Genomic DNA, 17530 nt, shown 5'->3' on the forward strand with positions numbered 1-17530 from the left:
GCGCTCATGCGCCAGCGTTCGTTGCGTTCGCCCCTGCTCGCCATCGCGATCGCGTTCGCATTCGACGCGGCCGCGCAAACCCAGGATGCGCCCGGCGGCGAGCCCGCTACGCTGGAGACGGTGCGCGTACGCGGCCCGGATCGGCCGCGCACCGTCGACAGCCTCGAAGCCGCGCGCGCGCGCCTGGACCAACGCGCCGGCGCCACCGCGCTGGTCGACGGCGAGTCCTACCGCGACCGCCGCGTCGGCACGCTCGCCGATGCGCTGGGTTATGCGCCCGGCGTGTTCGTGCAGCCGCGCTTCGGCGCCGAAGAAGCGCGCCTGTCGATCCGCGGCTCCGGCCTTCAACGCACCTTCCACGGCCGCGGCCTGGAACTGCTGCAGGACGGCAGCCCGCTCAACCTCGCCGACGGCGGCTTCGATTTCCAATCGGTGGATCCGCTGGCGGCGCGCTACATCGAGGTCTATCGCGGCGCTAACGCGCTGGAGTACGGCGCCGCTACGCTCGGCGGCGCGATCGACTTCGTTTCGCCGACCGGCTACGACACCGCGCCGCTGACCCTGCGCGCGGAAGCCGGCGCGTTCGGCCATCGCCGCGGCCAGCTCGCCCTGGCCGGCGTGTCCGGCCGCGCCGACGCTTATCTGAGCCTGGGCGGTTCGCGCCAGGACGGTTTCCGCGATCACGCCGCGCAAGAGAACTACCGCTGGTTCGGCAACGCCGGCTATCGCTTCGGCGAGCGCCTCGACGGCCGCGTCTACCTGACCCATGTCGACACCCGCTCGGCCCTGCCCGGCAGCCTGACCCTGGCCGAGGCGCGGCGCGATCCGGCCCTGGCCGCGCCGGCCGCGCTGAGCCAGAACCAGCGTCGCGACTACCGCCTCGACCGTCTCGCCGCGCGCCTGAGCTGGACGCCGTCCGCCACCGGCACGTTGAATCTGTCGGCCTACTACGCCGACAAATCGCTCGATCATCCGATCTTCCAGGTGCTGCGCCAGGACAGCCGCGATCTCGGCCTCGACCTGCGCTGGCGCGGCGAGGGCCGCTGGTTCGGCCGTCGCAACCTGCTCGTCGCCGGGCTGGCCTGGGCGCAGGGCGAGATCGACGACCGGCGCTACTTCAACCTCGCCGGCCAAGCCGGTGCGCCGAGCAACCGCTTCGACCAGCGCGCGGTCAACCGCAAGCTGTACCTCGAAAACCAGACCTGGCTGACGCCGGCCTGGGTCGTGTCGCTGGGCGCGCAGGCGCTGGACGCGAAACGCCGTTCGCGCGACCGGCTGATCGTCGGCGGCCGCGACGAAAGCTTCGCTGCCGATTACTCCGGCATCAGCCCCAAGCTCGGCCTGCGCTACCTCATCGACGACCGCGCCCAGCTCTACGCCAACCTCAGCCGCAGCCTGGAACCGCCCAGCTTCGGCGAACTCAGCGGCGGCCCCGGGATCAGCCCGGTCGGCAAGCAACGCGCCGACAGCGCCGAACTGGGCCTGCGCCTCGACCGCGCCGCGCTGTCGCTGGACCTGGCCCTGTACCGGGCCCGCCTGCGCGGCGAACTGCTGTCGCTCAGCGACGGCCAGGGCAACCCGCTGGGCACGATCAACGCCGGGCGCACCCTGCACCAGGGCGTCGAGCTCGGCCTGGGCTGGCGCATCGGCGAGGCCTGGACCGTGTCGGCGAACTATCTCTACAACGACTTCCGCTTCCACGGCGACCGCGTCTACGGCGACAACGACCTTGCCGGCGTCGCCCCGCAACTGCTGCGCGCCGAACTGCGCTGGTCGCCGGACCCGCGCTTGTACATCGCGCCGAACCTGGAATGGACCCCGCAGGACACCTGGATCGATCACGCCAACAGCTATCGCGCCCCGGGCTATCGCATCGTCGGCCTGCGCCTCGGCGGACGGGCGGCGCCGCACTGGTCCTGGTTCGCCGACGCACGCAACCTCGGCGACCGCCGCTGGATCGCCAGCAGCAACGTGATCGCCGACGCCCGCGGCCAGGACGGGCGCAATTTCCTGCCGGGCGATGGCCGGGCGGTGTATGTGGGGGTGGAGTGGCGGGATTGAGGGTCGGGAGTCGGGAGTCGGGAGTCGGGAATGGGGAATGGGGAATGGGGAATGGGGAATCGCAAAAGCAGTTTGCGCCCGCTCTGGTAGGAGCGGCGTCCCACTGGGATTTCCTTCGGTCATAAGCCGCGACCGTCGAAGCGGTGGAACACCACGCCGGTGCCTGACGCCCGACCGCGCGTGATTGGCTGGCTTCGGTCGCAGCGCTCGCATGCATCGCTTCGGCAATCGCAGCTTGTGGCTGGAGGAAGTCCCCGTGGGACGCCGCACCAACAGCAGCGACACGATGCCTGCTGCCGTTGCTGTTGCTGTTGCTGTTGCTGTTGCTGTTGCTGTTGCTGTTGCTGTGAAGAGCTTGGCGCAGTTTCGATCTCGCGAGAACACCCTGAAGCCCCGAAGGGCGGGCCGCATGGATGCGGCCCGTGCGCAGCCAGGCCAGGGATGGCCTGTGCGGAGCAGCCCCGCGCAAACCTCGTCCCATAGTGGCTTTTGATTCGAAACAGCCATGGCGTTTTCTTTGGTTACTTTCTTTGTCGCCTTGGACAAAGAAAGTGACCCGGCCGCTTGCGGACGGAAGCTTTGCTTTAGAGCTTTTGAAGCTTTAGAAGCCATCGAACGACAGACGGCGCGAGACCGTAAGAACGCGGTCGCGGCTTGCGCCGCTCCTACCCTTTGCGATGGTTTCGGGCTCTTCGATCGATGGCGTCGGCCTTGGATCTTCTGCGCGTCCCGTGGTCGCGGCTTGCGCCGCTCCTACAGGCGATGGCCTTCGGCTTCGATCTATGGCCTTGGGTCTTCTGCGCGTCCCGTGGTCGCGGCTCACGCCGCTCCTACAGGAGGCGGGGCGAAGCGAGGACGAAACATGGCGCTGGATTGTCGTATCTGCGACTGCGGCCGCGCCCGAACCAAGACCGCCGTCGTTGCGGCCGCGCCGGCCGGCGCCGATGATCGGGGCATTCCGGGCGATGGATGCCGCCATGAACGCCGAGATTCCGCAACGCAACCGTTCGCCGCACGGCTGGTGGGTCGCCACCTACCTCGAACGCGCGGCCTGGGACGACGAACCGGCGCCGGTCGACGACACCCGTTGCCTGGTCTGGGAGAACACCTTGCTGATCCGCGCCGGCGACCGCGAGGACGCCTACGCCAAGGCCCTGGCCTACGGCCGCGGCAAGGGCAACGAGTTCGCCGACGCCGAAGACGGCCGCCGCGGCCGCTGGGTGTTCGAGGGCCTGTCGCGCCTGTTGCCGGTGTACGACGAACTGCGCGACGGCGCCGAACTGATGTGGACCGAACACCGCGGTCAGCCCTATGCGGCGCTGCGCGCCAGGCTGCGCCGCAAGCACGAGCTGGAAGCCTTCGACGACCTGGACGACGGCGAACCGCCGCTGGCCTCGTAAACGCCCGGCCATCGCCTCCGCCGCCCGGCGCGACCGGGCGACGGCCGCGGTCAGATCTCGAACCGGTACGACAGTTTGACCAGGAACTGTTCGTCGTCGCGCAGCTCGAACGCATCGGAGAACTCGCGTCCGACCCGGGTCGAACGCGGGCCTTCCTCGAACAGCTCGCCGCCGCGCACGTAAGCCAGGTACAGGTAGGACAGCGGCGCCAGCTCGTAGCGATAGCGGATCTGGAAGCCCAGATTGCTCAGGCTGAAATCCGGAATCTCCTCGTCTACCGCCAGCGGCCGCCCGCGCGGATCGACCCGGTAGGCTTGCTTGAGCCTGGCGTCCATGCCGATCGCTTCCAGGCGCACGCGCAGCTCCTGCTTGTCGTCGATGAACCACTGCAGGCCGGCATTGAGATTGAGCGCATCGGAGCGGAACGCGCCGAGCCGGTTGCCGCCGCGCCACAGCAGCCAGTCGGGGTTGTGGCTGTACTCCATGCCGGCGAACAGCAGCAGCCGGTCGCTGACCTGGTAGTTCGGTTCCAGGTAGATCCGGGTCTGGCCCTCGTCGATGCCGCCCAGGCTCTCGGCGCTGTAGTTCAGCTCGGCGCTCAGCGACCAGGGGCTGTCGCCGCGGCGCGGACGCAGGCGCTCGTAGCTGAAGTACAACCGCTCGGGCAGGCGCAGCACGCCGTTGCCGCGGGTGATCAGATCGTCGTAACCGGAGCTCCACAGCCCCAGCTCGACGAACTCGTTGCCGCCATCGCGCAGTTCGCTGCGGCGGTTGACCGCGACCGCGTCGGCGATGTGCACGCCGTCGTCGCTGTAGCGGCGCGAGGCGGCGTAGTGCCAGTCGTGCGAGGCATAGGACGAAGTCGCCGGCAAGTCGGTCACCCGCCGGCCGAGGTCGTAGCGCAGGTAGTTGAAGTTGTTGCGCTCCAGATAGCCGAAGTCGTTGAGCTGCAGGCGCTTGCCCAGGTGCAGGCCGTACAGCTGCTGGCGCCAGCCGCCGCCCATGTCGTAGTCGATGCGGATCTGGCCGCCGCTGTCGCGCGCGTTGCGGCCGTTGTGCTCGACGTCGGAAGCGACCACCGCGCTGCGGATCGCCCATCGCGAATTCGGGCTCCAGCGCTGGTCGAACTCGTAGACGTTGGCGCTGCGGTCCTGGAACGGCCGCACCACCCGGGTCGCCATCGCGCCGAAGCCGAAGCGCTCGAAGTCGCGGGTCGCGCGCAGGGCGTAGAAGTCGCGCCCGACCTCGTCGCCCTCGCTGGCCGCGAACAGGCCGTAGTTGAAGCCGCCGGCGCTGCCGTTGAGCTTGATCGCCGCGGTCACGTCGCCCGAGCCGTTGCCGTCGTCGGCGCGCGCGCCGACCCGGCGGGTGTAGATCAGCCGGCTATTGGAGTTGTAGGAGCCGAATTGGACGTCGAAGAAGCTCTGGTTCTCGGTGAAGAACGGCCGCTTGTCGCTGAAGAAGGTCTCGGTGGCGCTGAAGTTGACCGTCAGCTCGTCGCTTTCGACCTGGCCGAAATCCGGGTTCAGGGTGGCGCTGAGCTGGAACTTGCCGCTCGGCTTCCAGAACAGGTCGGCGCCGGCGTCGAAATCGCTGTCGCGGCCGACGAAATCGCCGACCCCGACCACGTAGGGCGTGATCGCCAGCAGCGATTGCTTGTACGCCGGCACCTCGACCCGGTTGAACGTGGACAGGAAGCGCGCCTCGTTGTAGTGCACCGCCGGCCAGGAAGCGCGCTCGCCGGTCGAGGCGATGACCCGGTCGAGCTGGATGCCGAGGTTGCGGGTGCCGTCGCCGGCCTCGCGCATCGGCGCGATATGCCAGGGAATCAGCATCTCCGCCGACCAGCCGTCGGCGTCCTCGCTGGTGGCGTGGCGCCAGTCGCCGTCCCAGTCGTCGTTGAACTGGTTTTCGCTGGTGATGGTGGCGTCGACGATGCTGTTGGCCAGGCTCACGGTGAAGTTGTAGCCGGCGCGGCCGTCGCCGTCGAAGTCCACGTACAGGTTGACCCGGTCGACGGTGCCGTTGCCGTCGCGCTGGGTGCGCTGGCGCAGGCGCGGCACGCCGGCCGGCTGGTGGTTGCGAAAACCGATCGCCAGGCCTTCGGGGGTGGCCAGCAGCCAGGCTTCGGTGGCCTGCGAGGCCGGCTGGCGCGACAACGGCTGGGTCAGGCGGAAGTCGTCGATGCGCTGGGCGCCGCGCCATTCCTCCGGATCGATGCGGCCGTCGACTTCGACGGCGCAGGCGGCGGGCGCAGCGAACGCCGCAGCGGTCGCAAGCAGGCAGGGCAACAGAGGAATACGCATGGGACGGCACCGGAAAGCGGACTGACCGCCTCGCTGCGCGCTTTTTGCCGGCGCCGGCGATGGCGGACCGCGACGGGGTCCGTCGCGATGCCGCGCAGACTAGCCGTGCCGCGCCTTTGCGCCGCATGGCGTAAGTCATGGCAACCTTTGCCCGCACCGCTGCATCTGTGCCTGCAGCGGCGCCCGGATCAGGGTGCGGTGGCGTCGTGGGTGACGAAGGCCGCCTCGCCCGCCGGCAGTTCCATCCAGTCCGGATGGGCCAGGGCGCGGGCGATGTCGCCCTGCCCCGACAGCCAGTGCTCGCGCATCGCCACCCGGCCAAACTGGTAGTCCTTGAAGTGGCCGATCCGGGCGCGGTCGCGGTAGATCAGGTGGATCACGCTGTAGCGGCGGTCGCAGGCCAGTTCGGCGGCGTGCTGCGCCCAGGGATTGCTCGCGCGCACGTCCTCGGGGATCTCCTCCAGCAGCTCGCGCAGCAGCCGGCGGTAATGCTGGAACACGCGCTGGGTGTCGGTGATCAGGCGGGTGCGGCTGGAGTACTGGATTTCCTTCTGCCGCTCGGCCACGTCGAGCAGGTTCTGCGGCAGCTCGCCGCGCGCGTTCCACAGGTCGACCTGGAACACCAGGGTGTGGCGCCGCGGCGACGAGGCCAGCACGTGCGACAGCGGCGTGTTCGAGACCAGGCCGCCGTCCCAGTAGAACTCGCCGTCGATCTCGACCGCCGGAAACGCCGGCGGCAGCGCGCCGGAGGCGAGGATGTGGCGGGCGTCGATGCGGGTCCGGCTGCTGTCGAAGTACTCCAGGTTGCCGGTGCGCACGTTGACCGCGCCGACCGAGACCCGGATGCCGTCGTGGTTGAGGCGGTCGAAATCGACCAGCCGCTCGAGGGTGGCGATCATCGGCGAGGTGTCGTACCAGCTCGGCTGGCCGGCCCCGGAGGCGGCGCCGAACAGGCCGGTCGGGTCTTCGCCGAGCCAGGCGCGCGGCCGATAGAAACCGCGCTGTCCCTCGACCAGGGCGCGCCAGGCTTCCCAGGTGTCGAGCCAGGCGCGGGTATCGGCGTCGAGGTCGGCGAAGCGCGCCTCCTGGCCCAGGGTGGTGGCCGGGAACAGGTTGGGCTGCGAGATCGTGTCCCAGAACTCGCGCAGGGCCTGCAGGCGCTTCTCGGGCGGATTGCCGGCGATGATCGCGGTGTTGAAGGCGCCGATGGAGATGCCGGCGATCCAGTTCGGGGCGATGCCGGCCTCGTGCAGGCCCTGGTAGACCCCGGCCTGGTAAGCGCCGAGGGCGCCGCCGCCCTGCAGCACCAGGGCGATGTTTTCCGGCAGCGAGGGCTTGGGTTCGCGCCGTGGGCGCGCGGCCGGCGCCGCGGGGTCGCGCTGGGGCGGCTCGCCCGCAGAGGCGCGCGTAGCGCGGGAGACGGGGCGGCCGGTGGAGCGCTTGCTGGGCATTGCGGGTGTCTCTTGGCAGCGTCGTTGCGGTTGGCGCCTATCTTGCGGTGCGCTCGCGGCGGCGCCGTGAAGACTCGCATTGGGGCTAGGGCAAATCCCCCCTGCCCCCCTTTTTTCAAAGGGGGGAACTGCACGGTACTTGGAGGGGGCGCCGGTGGCGGCTTACTGCGGGTGGCGGTTTACTGCATGTACCAGCCGTGGCTGACCACGATGCTCTGCCCGGTCAGCGCCGCGCTGGGGAATTCGGCCAGGAAGCGCACCGTCTTGGCCACGTCCTCGACGGTGGTGAATACGCCGTCGACGGTGTTGCCGAGCATGACCTTCTTGATCACCTCGTCCTCGCTGATCCCCAGCTCCTTGGCCTGTTCGGGGATCTGCTTGTCGACCAGCGGCGTGCGCACGAAGCCCGGGCAGACCACGTGGCTGCGCACGCCGTGCTTGGCGCCTTCCTTGGCCAGCACCCGCGACAGGCCGAGCAGGCCGTGCTTGGCGGTGACGTAGGCCGACTTCAGCGGCGAGGCCTCGTGCGAGTGCACCGAGCCCATGTAGATCACGGTGCCGCCGCGGCTCTGGCCCGAACCGTTGTCTTTGTACATGTGCGGCAGCGCCGCCTTGGTGGTCAGGAAGGCGCCGTCGAGGTGGATCGCCAGCATCTTCTTCCAGTCGCCGAAGGCGTAGTTCTCGATCGGGTTGACGATCTGGATGCCGGCGTTGGAGACCAGGATGTCGATGCCGCCGAGTTCGGCGGCCACGCGCGCGATGCCGGCGTTGACCGCGGCCTCGTCGGTGACGTTCATGGCCACGCCGATCGCCCGCCCGCCCTGGGCGACGATCTCGTCGGCGGTCGCCTGGGCGCCGGCCTGATTGAGGTCGGCGATCGCGACCGCTGCGCCGCCGCGCGCCAGTTCGAAGGCGATTTCCTTGCCGATGCCGCTGGCGGCTCCGGTGACGACGGCGACTTTGCCTTGGATCGAGCTCATGGGGACTCCTGGTCGAGACGGAAGGGAGAGGTCGGCGCAGCGCCGGCGCAACCGGGCCATTGTCGCCGCCGCAAGTGATCGCGGCGTTGCGGCCTATGCAGCGCAGTGTTCCGTCGACGCGCCACGGTGACCATCGGACCTTCGTACCCGCCCCGGCTTTGCCGGGTCTGTCGGATCTGCCGGGAACGCCGACATTCAACCCACCCCAGCCGCGGCCGTTGCCTTTGCCAGTGCCTTTGCCGTGAAGAGCTTGGCGCGGGACCGAACTCGCGAGAACGCCCTGAAGCCCCGGAGGGCGGCCCGCAGGGATGCGGGCCGTGCGCAGCCAGGCCAGGGATGGCCTGTGCGGAGCAGCCCGGCGCGAGCCTCGTCCCATAGTGGCTTTTGATTCGAAACAGCCATGGCGTTTTCTTTGGTTACTTTCTTTGTCGCCTTGGACAAAGAAAGTGACCCGGCCGCTTGCGGACGGAAGCTTTGCTTTTGAGGCCTTCGAATACAGGCGCCGCGAGACCGCAGTAGCGCGGTCGCGGCTTACGCCGCTCCTACAGGGGCTTAGGACAAAGACGCGGCGAACGGGCGCGATGGCGGCGCGGCTTGTGACCGAAGGACATCCCTGCGGGGCGTCGCTCCTACCCCGCGACGGTTCGGGCCTCGATGAGCGAAGCCCGGTGCGGCACCGCGCCGGGAAAGCCTCAATCCTTCTTCTCAATCCTTCTTCTTGCCCTTCTTGTCCTTCTTCTTTTTCTTGTCCTTCTTCTTGTCCTTGTCTTTCTTCTTTTTCTTGTCCTTCTTCGGCTGCAGCATCGTGCCGGTGCAGTCCGGCGAACCGCAGCGGCACTCCCAGATCTTCTTCAGTTCCTTGGTGTGCTTTTCGGCCAGGGTAATGCCGTAGTTGTAGGCCAGTTCCTCGCCCGGGGCGATGTCGCGGACCGCCTCGATGAACACCTTGTCCTGGCGGCGGTCGTCGCCGTCGTCCTCTTCCAGCACCGCCTCGCAATTGGGCGAACAGCTGTGGTTGATCCAGCGCGCCGTATTGCCCTCGTAGTTGGCGTCGATCACGTACTCGTCGTTGAGCGTGAACAGGAAGGTATGGCCGGAATCGGCATCGCCCGTGTCGCCGGCGTCGGCTTCCTCGTGGGTGCGGCGGCGGCCCTTGTACTCGATGACGCGTTCGCCCTTGGCGATCGGGGCGACGGCGAATACGCCGTTGCCGTGGATGGCGGAACGACGGGCGGCGATCTTGCGCGGCATAGCGAATCCCAGAATGACGAACGGCCATTCTGACCCAGCTCGCCGGGCGGCCGCCATCGCCGCCGACCAGGCTTGCGCGCCAGAGGCCGCATCGGCGGGCCGCCCCACCGCGCCGGCCCAGCGGGCCGGGCCCGTCGGCCAACGGCATGAATCGCGCAAAACCGCCCGCTTGGCCCGGCCGGGATAAAAACGTACAATTTCGGTACGAATTACCCTCCCCGCGCCCAGACCGATGCTCCGCGTCACCAAGCTCACCGATTACGCCACGGTCGTCCTGACCGTGCTCGCGGCCCAGTCCCAGACCGGGCCGGAGCGCGTGCTGAGCGCGGCCGAGCTGGCCGAGCGCTCGGGGCTGGAGGCGCCGACGGTCAGCAAGCTGCTCAAGCCGCTGGCCCAGGCCGGCCTGGTCGAGGGCTTCCGCGGCGCCAACGGCGGGTATCGCCTGGCCCGCGCGGCCGACGAGATCGGCCTGATCGAAATAGTCGAAGCCATGGAAGGACCGCTCGGCATGACCGAGTGCAGCGTGCACGAAGGCAACTGCGGCCTGGAGCGGCAGTGCGGCGTGCGCGCCAACTGGCGGCGCATCAACGACGTGGTCGTCGAGGCGCTGCGCAACGTGACCCTGGCCCAGATGCTGGCCCCGGACGCTTCGTTTTCATCCGCAACCCCCGGCCGGCGCATCGACCTGCGCCTGGCCAGCGCATAGACAGTAGGCAGCCGCATGGCCACCGACATCCGTTCCACGTCCGCTCCGGCGGGCGACATCGCCAATCGTCCGCTTCAGAACGAAGCGATCCACGAGCAGCTCGGCCGTCGCTACGAGGCCGGCTTCGTCACCGACATCGAGTCCGACAGCCTGCCGCCGGGCCTGGACGAGGACACCATCCGCGCCCTGTCGGCGAAGAAGAACGAGCCGGAGTGGATGACCCAGTGGCGCCTGGCCGCCTACCGGCACTGGCTGACCATGCCGATGCCGCATTGGGCCAAGCTCAACATCGCCCCGATCGACTTCCAGGCGCTGAGCTACTACAGCGCGCCCAAGGCCAAGTACAAGTCGCTGGACGAGGTGCCCGAAGAACTGCTCGAGACCTACGACAAGCTCGGCGTGCCGCTGCACGAACGCGCGCGCCTGGCCGGCGTCGCCGTGGACGCGGTGTTCGACTCGGTCTCGGTCGGCACCACCTTCCGCAAGGAGCTGGCCGAGAAAGGCATCGTCTTCTGCTCGATGTCCGAGGCCATCCGCGAGCACCCCGAGCTGGTGCAGAAGTACCTCGGCAGCGTCGTGCCGGTCGGCGACAACTATTTCGCCGCGCTCAATTCGGCGGTGTTCTCCGACGGCAGCTTCGTGTTCATCCCCAAGGGCGTGCGCTGCCCGATGGAGTTGAGCACCTATTTCCGCATCAACGCCGGCCACACCGGCCAGTTCGAGCGCACCCTGATCGTGTGCGAGGACCAGGCCTACGTGTCCTACCTGGAAGGCTGCACCGCGCCGATGCGCGACGAGAACCAGCTGCACGCGGCGGTGGTCGAGCTGGTCGCGCTGGAAGACGCCGAGATCAAGTACTCGACGGTGCAGAACTGGTACCCGGGCGACGAGGAAGGCCGCGGCGGCATCTACAACTTCGTCACCAAGCGCGGCGAATGCCGCGGCGCGCGCAGCAAGATCAGCTGGACCCAGGTCGAGACCGGTTCGGCGATCACCTGGAAGTACCCCAGCTGCGTGCTGCTCGGCGACGACTCGGTGGGCGAGTTCTACTCGGTGGCGCTGACCCACCACCGCCAGCAGGCCGATACCGGCACCAAGATGATCCACATCGGCAAGCGCACCAAGTCGAAGATCATCAGCAAGGGCATCAGCGCCGGGCGCGGCCAGAACACCTACCGCGGCCTGGTGAGAGTGGAGAAGCACGCCGCCGGCGCGCGCAACCACACCCAGTGCGACAGCCTGCTGATCGGCAAGAAGTGCGGCGCGCACACCTTCCCCTACATCGAGGTCAAGCACCCCGACGCCACCGTCGAGCACGAGGCCACCACCTCCAAGATCAGCGAGGACCAGCTGTTCTACTGCCGCTCGCGCGGCATCGGCGAGGAAGACGCGGTGTCGATGATCGTCGACGGCTTCTGCAAGAGCGTGTTCCGCGAGTTGCCGATGGAGTTCGCGGTCGAGGCCAAGAAGCTGCTGGAAGTGTCGCTGGAAGGGTCGGTCGGATGAGCCGCGCCGCCCCGTCCGCGCTGGCGGCCCTGCTGACCGCGGCGCTCGCGGCCTGCGCCCCGGCGCCGGAAGCCGCCGCTCCCGCGGCGAAGCCGGAGCCGGCCCAGCCCTCGGCCCCGCCGAAGCCGGCGCAACCGGCCGCGCCGTCGGCCGACGAGCGAGCGGCCGCCGCGCCCGCCGAGGCGCCGATCGCGCCGCCGGGCTCGATCAAGCATGTCCTGGCCGCGGGCGAGTACCTGCTGCCGTTCACCATCGATCCCAAGCACGAAAACGTCCGCGATCCGCGCGTACTGCAATGGAGCGAGCATCCCTGCGGCGCGACCCCGTACGCGCGGGTGCGCGCGATGCCGCTGAACGACGGATTGCTGCTCGCCGACGACGTGATCGAGTTCGGCGACGGCGGCAAGGAACTGCGCCGCTGGAGCAAGCCGTTCGAGGCCGACGTGGCCGCGATCGACGGCGAGCGCCTGCGCCTGCGCGTGCTCGACGGCAACGGCGCCGAACAGGTGCTGTGGACCGACCCGGCCGGTACCCTTGCCGCGGCGCAGGACGCCGTCGCGGCCGAACCGCGCCTGCTCGATTGCCCGACCTTGAAGGCCTTCGCAGATTCCGACTACCTGCAGTGCTACGAGTACGTCGACGCCGGCGGCGGCAAGCGCAAGCTGGCCTACGAAGGCGTCTGCACCTGAGCGCGGCCCCGCCCGTCACCGCCCCATACCGGCGCCGCAGGCGCCACCCCGATTCCCGGAACCTCTCATGTTGAAGATCCAAGACCTCCACGTCCAAGTCGCCGGCAAGGACATCCTCAAGGGCCTGAGCCTGGAGCTGCAGCCGGGCAAGGTCCACGCCATCATGGGCCCGAACGGCGCCGGCAAGTCGACTCTGGGCAACGTGCTCGCCGGCCGCGAAGGCTACGAGGTCGTGTCCGGCACGGTCGAATTCGAAGGCCGCGACCTGCTGACGCTGGAACCGGAGGAGCGCGCCGCCGCCGGCGTGTTCCTGGCCTTCCAGTACCCGGTCGAAATCCCCGGGGTCAACAACACCTACTTCCTGCGCGCCGCGCTCAACGCCCAGCGCAAGGCGCGCGGCGAGGCCGAGCTGGACTCGATGCAGTTCCTCAAGCTGGTGCGCGAGAAGCTGGCCGTGCTGCACCTGAAGGACGAGCTGCTGCACCGCGGCGTCAACGAGGGTTTCAGCGGCGGCGAGAAGAAGCGCAACGAGATCTTCCAGCTGGCCCTGCTCGAGCCCAAGCTGGCGATCCTGGACGAGACCGACTCCGGCCTGGACATCGACGCGCTCAAGGCGGTCGCCGACGGCGTCAACGCGCTGCGCTCGCCGGAGCGCGCGTTCCTGGTCATCACCCACTACCAGCGCCTGCTCGACTACATCAAGCCCGACGTGGTCCATGTGCTGGCCGACGGCCGCATCGTCGAGACCGGCGGCGCCGAGCTGGCGCTGGAACTGGAAGCCCACGGCTACGCCTGGCTGAAGGACCGCGTGGCGCCGGAGAGCGCGGCGTGAGCGCGCTGCTCGACGCCTTCGCGTCGGCCTTCGACGCCCTGCCCGCGCGCGACGCCGCCGGGCTGGGCGCGACCCGCCGCGCCGCCCTCGACGCGGCGCTGCGCGACGGCCTGCCGGGCCCGCGCACCGAGGCCTGGAAGTACACCCCGTTGCGCGCGCTGGAGCGGCGCAGCTTCGTGCCCGCCGCCAGCGTCGCCCCGGCCGCCGACGGCGCCGCGCTCGACGCCGCCATCGCCGGCATCCCGGCGCCGCGCGCGGTGTTCCACAACGGCCGCTACGACGCCGCCCGCTCCGACCTGGCCGGCCTGCCCGCCGGCGTGTCGCTGCAGCCGCTGTCGCAGGTGCTGGCCGGCGGCGACGTGCGCGAGGCCAACTTCCTCGCCCGCCGCTACGAGCGCGCCGACGAAGTGTTCGCCCGCCTCAACGCCGCCCTCGCCGACGACGGCGCGGTGCTGCGGGTGGAGGCCGGCGTGCAGGCGCAGGGCTCGGTGCACCTGGTCTGCGTCGCCAGCCCGAGCGAGAACCACGATTCCGACGCCAAGGGCGGGCCGGACCTGGCCTGGCACCTGCGCCACCTGGTCGAACTGCGCGAGGGCGCGGCGCTGACCCTGGTCGAGCACCAGCTCGCCGTCGACAGCCACAGCCATTTCTCCAACGCCCTGATCCACGTCCACCTGGCCCCCGAGGCCAACCTGGTGCACGCGCGGGTCCAGGACGAATCGCTCGGCGCGACCGCGATCGCCCGCACCGACGCGGTGCTGGCGCGCTCGGCGCAGTACCGACGGATCGACCTCGAGCTCGGCGCGGCGCTGTCGCGCCACGAGCTCAACGCCGCCCTGCACGGCGAGGGCGCGCAGGTGCTGGCCAACGGCGTGCTGCTCGCCAGCGGCCGCCGCCACCTCGACACCCGCCTGGGGATCGACCACGCCGGCCGCGACAGCCGCTGCGAGCTGACCTGGCGCGGCCTCGGAGCCGGCCGCTCGCGCGCCGCCTTCCACGGCGGAATCCTGATCCGCGAGGGCGCCGACGGCAGCAACGCCGCGTTGTCGAACAAGAACCTGCTGCTCAGCGAAGGCGCCGAGATCGACACCCAGCCGGTGCTGGAGATCCACGCCGACGAAGTCCAGGCCGCGCACGGCGCCACGGTCGGCCAGATCGATGCCAACTCCCTGTTCTATCTGCGTTCGCGCGGCGTGCCGGCCGAACAGGCCCGCGCCCTGCTGACCGCCGCGTTCTGTCGCGAGACCCTGGCGGTGATCGAAGACCAGGACGTGCGCGCGATGCTGGAAGTGCGGCTGAACCTGGCGCTGGAACGCTTGCAGATCGTTTGAACCGCGGAACGAGTGCAGAGGCAGGAGTAACGGGCAGTCCTCGGCGCCAGCGTTCTTTTCTCCAGACCCGTTCCTCTCCGCTCGTTTCTGGCCCCACCGGAATACAACGAATGACCGCCGCCCTCCCTGCCGCTCCCGACTGGACCGCCGTCCGCGCCGACTTCCCGGTGCTGACCCGCCAGGTCCACGGCAAGCCGCTGATCTATTTCGACTCGGCCAACACCGGCCAGAAGCCGGCCGCGGTGATCGAGGCGGTGGACGATTTCTATCGCCGCCACAACGCCAACGTCAGCCGCGCCGTGCATGCGCTCGGCACCGAGGCCACCGAGGCCTACGAAGGCGTGCGGGCCAAGCTGGCGCGCTTCCTCAACGTGCGCGCCGACGAGTTGGTGCTGTGCAGCGGCACCACCTTCGCGATCAACCTGGTCGCCTACTCCTGGGCCCTGCCGCGGCTGCAGCCGGGCGACGCGATCGTGCTGACCCGGATGGAGCACCACGCCAACATCGTGCCCTGGCAGTTGGTCGCCCAGCGCACCGGCGCGACGATCAAGGTCGCCGAACTCGACGAGTTGGGCCAGCTCGACCTGGCCCAGCTCTACGGCCTGCTCACCCCCGAGGTGAAGCTGCTGGCCCTGACCCATGTCTCCAACGTGCTCGGCACAGTCAACCCGGTGCGCGAGATCTGCCGCGAGGCGCGCAAGCGCGGCATCGTCACGCTGGTGGACGGCTCGCAGGCGGCGCCGCACCGCGCCCTCGACGTGAGCGCGATCGGCTGCGATTTCTACGCCGTCACCGGCCACAAGATGAGCGGCCCGACCGGCACCGGCGCGCTGTGGGCGCGGCGCGAACATCTCGACGCGATGCCGCCGTTCGTCGGCGGCGGCGAGATGATCAAGGAAGTGCGATTCGAAGGCACCGTGTTCGCCGAGGGTCCGCGCAAGTTCGAGGCCGGCACGCCCAACATCGCCGGCTTCGTCGGCCTGGGCGCGGCGGTGGATTACCTCTCGGCGCTGGGCATGGCCCAGGTCGACGCGCGCGAACAGGAGCTGCTGGCCCACTTCAACGCCGCCCTGGCCGAAGTACCGGGGCTGCGCGTGTTCGGCCGGGCGCAGGAGAAGGCGGCGGTGGTGAGCTTCCTGATCGAAGGCGCGCACGCCCACGACCTGGCCACCCTGCTCGACCTGGAGGGCGTGGCGATCCGCTCCGGCCACCACTGCGCGCATCCGCTGATGCAGCACTTCGGCGTGCCGGCGACCTGCCGCGCCTCGCTCGCCTACTACAACACCCACGACGAGATCGACGCCTTCGTCGCCGCCCTCCACAAAGTCCGCAAGCTGCTCGCATGACCGCCCCCGACTCCCTGCGCTTCCGCCACGCCACCGTGGCCGACACCGACGCCATCGTCGCCCTGGTCGAATCGGCCTACCGCGGCGATTCCAGCCGGGTCGGCTGGACCACCGAGGCCGACTTCCTCGACGGCCGCCGCACCGGTCCGGACGAAATCCACGCCTTCCTGGCCAAGCCCGACAGCGTGATCCTGCTCGGCGAGCGCGGCGCCGCCGACGGCCAGGTCGAGCTGCTGGCCTGCGCCCATGTCGCGATCGAGGACGGCGCCGGCTATTTCGGCATGTTCTCGGTCAAGCCGACCCTGCAGGGCGGCGGCATCGGCAAGCGCATGATCGAAGAATCCGAACGCATCGCGCGCGAGGACTGGCGGCTGCCGTCGATCCGCATGACCGTGATCAACGTGCGCGAGGAACTGATCCAGTTCTACCTGCGCCGCGGTTACGTGCGCACCGGCACGATCAAGCCCTTCCCCTACGGCGACGCGCGTTTCGGCCTGCCCAAGCGCGACGACCTCAGCTTCGAAGTGCTCGAGAAGACGTTCTGAGGAGCGGGGATTGGGGGGTTGGGATTCGGGATGGGGCAAGCAACAGCAGGTGCTGCGCTTGGCCGACGAATCGCGGCTCCCGACCCCGGCTTCGGCACAAAGGATCGGGATCGAGGAGCGATACGGTCTTGCTCCGACCAATCCCGAATCCCAAATCCAAAATCCCGTTCCAAAGGAAACAACGCCATGGGCGACTGGGTATTCGTCTGCGCCACCTCGCAACTGCTGCCCGGCGAATCCACCGTCGCCTGGGACGGGGACACTCCGATCTTCGTCTGCAACTACGACGGCGACTACTACGCGCTGGAAGACCGCTGCTCGCACGAGGACTTCGAGCTGTCTTCGGGCACCTTCGACGGCGAGCAAGCCAGCATCGAATGCGTGCTGCACGGCGCCCGCTTCGACGTCCGCGACGGCCGCCCCCTGTGTGCGCCGGCCTACGAACCGGTAGCCAAGTTCCCGGTCAAGGTCGAAGACGGCGGGGTCTGGACTCGCGACGACCGCGACTGAGCGCCCCGACGCGGCCCTCCGGCCGCCTCTCGCAACCGCGCCACAGATCGCGCGGGTAGTTCCAGCAGCCGACACTCCGCCTTGGCTGTTCCCCCCTTTGAAAAAGGGGGCTGGGGGGATTTGTTTTGCCGTTGCGCAAAGCCAAAGCAAATCCCCCGCGCCGCCACATTCGTCGGACTTCACACTAACGCCGGGCGCTCGCCCCCTTTTTCAAAGGGGGCCATCGATCGCGCTCGCGCCCTCAGCACCCACGCCCCCTTTTGCTGTTCCCCCCTTTGAAAAAGGGGGGCCAGGGGGGATTTGCTGTTGCCGTTGCGCAAAGCCAAAGCCCAAGCAAATCCCCCGCGCCGCCACGCTCGTCGGACTTCGCACTCGCGCCGGGCGCTCGCCCCCTTTGTCAAAGGGGGCTGCCGATCGCGCTCGCGACGCCGGCACCCACGACTCCTTTGGCCGCGGCCGCGCGGTCGCGGCTGGCGCCGCTCCTACCCCGAAGGCCGGCCCGTCGCGAGCGTCCCTGCCCCATCCGAGCCCCCTCCGAACCGCCCGGTTGCGCACGGGCGTACACCGGAAACGGTTACAGGACCCTCGAATTGTTCACAATTCGTTGCAAATGAGA

Annotated in this window: 13 protein-coding genes and 1 pseudogene; 10 read left to right on the forward strand and 4 right to left on the reverse strand. The window is 69.2% G+C overall.

Going from position 1 to position 17530, the window contains the following annotated elements:
• The first annotated feature begins 6 nt into the window (after positions 1 to 6).
• Entirely contained in the window at positions 7 to 2061 is a 2055-nt protein-coding gene (locus tag K4L06_RS00205) for a TonB-dependent receptor (protein WP_221669470.1), read from the forward strand.
• 977 nt (positions 2062 to 3038) lie between these two features.
• Positions 3039 to 3461: a DUF4288 domain-containing protein gene (locus K4L06_RS00210; protein WP_221669471.1), complete on the forward strand. Its 423-nt coding sequence runs from the start codon at positions 3039 to 3041 to the stop codon at positions 3459 to 3461.
• A gap of 50 nt (positions 3462 to 3511) precedes the next feature.
• On the opposite strand, the gene K4L06_RS00215 is transcribed toward K4L06_RS00210, so the two are convergent.
• The 4 genes and pseudogenes from K4L06_RS00215 to K4L06_RS00230 all read right to left on the reverse strand — a co-directional run.
• Entirely contained in the window at positions 3512 to 5767 is a 2256-nt protein-coding gene (locus tag K4L06_RS00215; protein ID WP_221669472.1) for a DUF5916 domain-containing protein, read from the reverse strand.
• 188 nt (positions 5768 to 5955) lie between these two features.
• The gene (locus K4L06_RS00220; protein WP_221669473.1) at positions 5956 to 7218 is read right to left on the reverse strand and encodes a patatin-like phospholipase family protein; all 1263 of its coding nucleotides are present in this window, start codon (positions 7216 to 7218) and stop codon (positions 5956 to 5958) included.
• 179 nt (positions 7219 to 7397) lie between these two features.
• Positions 7398 to 8198 (reverse strand): 3-hydroxybutyrate dehydrogenase, encoded by an 801-nt coding sequence (locus tag K4L06_RS00225; protein WP_221669474.1) that lies wholly within the window; start codon positions 8196 to 8198, stop codon positions 7398 to 7400.
• 786 nt (positions 8199 to 8984) lie between these two features.
• Positions 8985 to 9449 (reverse strand): annotated as a pseudogene (locus tag K4L06_RS00230) (SET domain-containing protein-lysine N-methyltransferase); the annotation flags it as partial.
• A 232-nt stretch (positions 9450 to 9681) separates the two neighbouring features.
• Between K4L06_RS00230 and K4L06_RS00235 the strand changes: the two are divergent.
• The 8 genes from K4L06_RS00235 (at position 9682) to K4L06_RS00270 (ending at position 16914) form a co-directional block, all read left to right on the forward strand.
• On the forward strand, positions 9682 to 10155 hold the full coding sequence (locus K4L06_RS00235; RefSeq protein WP_221669476.1) for an SUF system Fe-S cluster assembly regulator: 474 nt from the start codon (positions 9682 to 9684) through the stop codon (positions 10153 to 10155).
• Positions 10156 to 10170: 15 nt separating this feature from the next.
• A complete protein-coding gene (gene sufB, locus K4L06_RS00240; protein ID WP_221669477.1) occupies positions 10171 to 11661 on the forward strand; it encodes a Fe-S cluster assembly protein SufB in 1491 nt (496 codons plus the stop codon).
• On the forward strand, positions 11658 to 12350 hold the full coding sequence (locus tag K4L06_RS00245) for a hypothetical protein (RefSeq protein WP_221669478.1): 693 nt from the start codon (positions 11658 to 11660) through the stop codon (positions 12348 to 12350). The genes sufB and K4L06_RS00245 overlap by 4 nt, the downstream gene beginning before the upstream one ends.
• A gap of 67 nt (positions 12351 to 12417) precedes the next feature.
• On the forward strand, positions 12418 to 13182 hold the full coding sequence (sufC, locus tag K4L06_RS00250) for a Fe-S cluster assembly ATPase SufC (RefSeq protein ID WP_221669479.1): 765 nt from the start codon (positions 12418 to 12420) through the stop codon (positions 13180 to 13182).
• On the forward strand, positions 13179 to 14513 hold the full coding sequence (sufD, locus tag K4L06_RS00255) for a Fe-S cluster assembly protein SufD (protein WP_221669480.1): 1335 nt from the start codon (positions 13179 to 13181) through the stop codon (positions 14511 to 14513). Before sufC ends, sufD begins: the two co-directional genes overlap by 4 nt.
• Positions 14514 to 14623: 110 nt before the next feature.
• The gene (locus K4L06_RS00260) at positions 14624 to 15859 is read left to right on the forward strand and encodes a cysteine desulfurase (RefSeq protein ID WP_221669481.1); all 1236 of its coding nucleotides are present in this window, start codon (positions 14624 to 14626) and stop codon (positions 15857 to 15859) included.
• Positions 15856 to 16404 carry a GNAT family N-acetyltransferase gene (locus K4L06_RS00265; RefSeq protein WP_221669482.1) on the forward strand — a complete coding sequence of 183 codons (549 nt, stop codon included), beginning with the start codon at positions 15856 to 15858 and terminating at the stop codon, positions 16402 to 16404. Before K4L06_RS00260 ends, K4L06_RS00265 begins: the two co-directional genes overlap by 4 nt.
• 186 nt (positions 16405 to 16590) lie before the next feature.
• Positions 16591 to 16914, forward strand: coding sequence for a non-heme iron oxygenase ferredoxin subunit (locus K4L06_RS00270; protein WP_221669483.1), 324 nt, complete (start codon positions 16591 to 16593; stop codon positions 16912 to 16914).
• The last annotated feature ends 616 nt before the right edge of the window (positions 16915 to 17530 follow it).

Origin of the sequence: Lysobacter sp. BMK333-48F3 (assembly GCF_019733395.1) — a bacterium.
Lineage (GTDB): Bacteria > Pseudomonadota > Gammaproteobacteria > Xanthomonadales > Xanthomonadaceae > Lysobacter.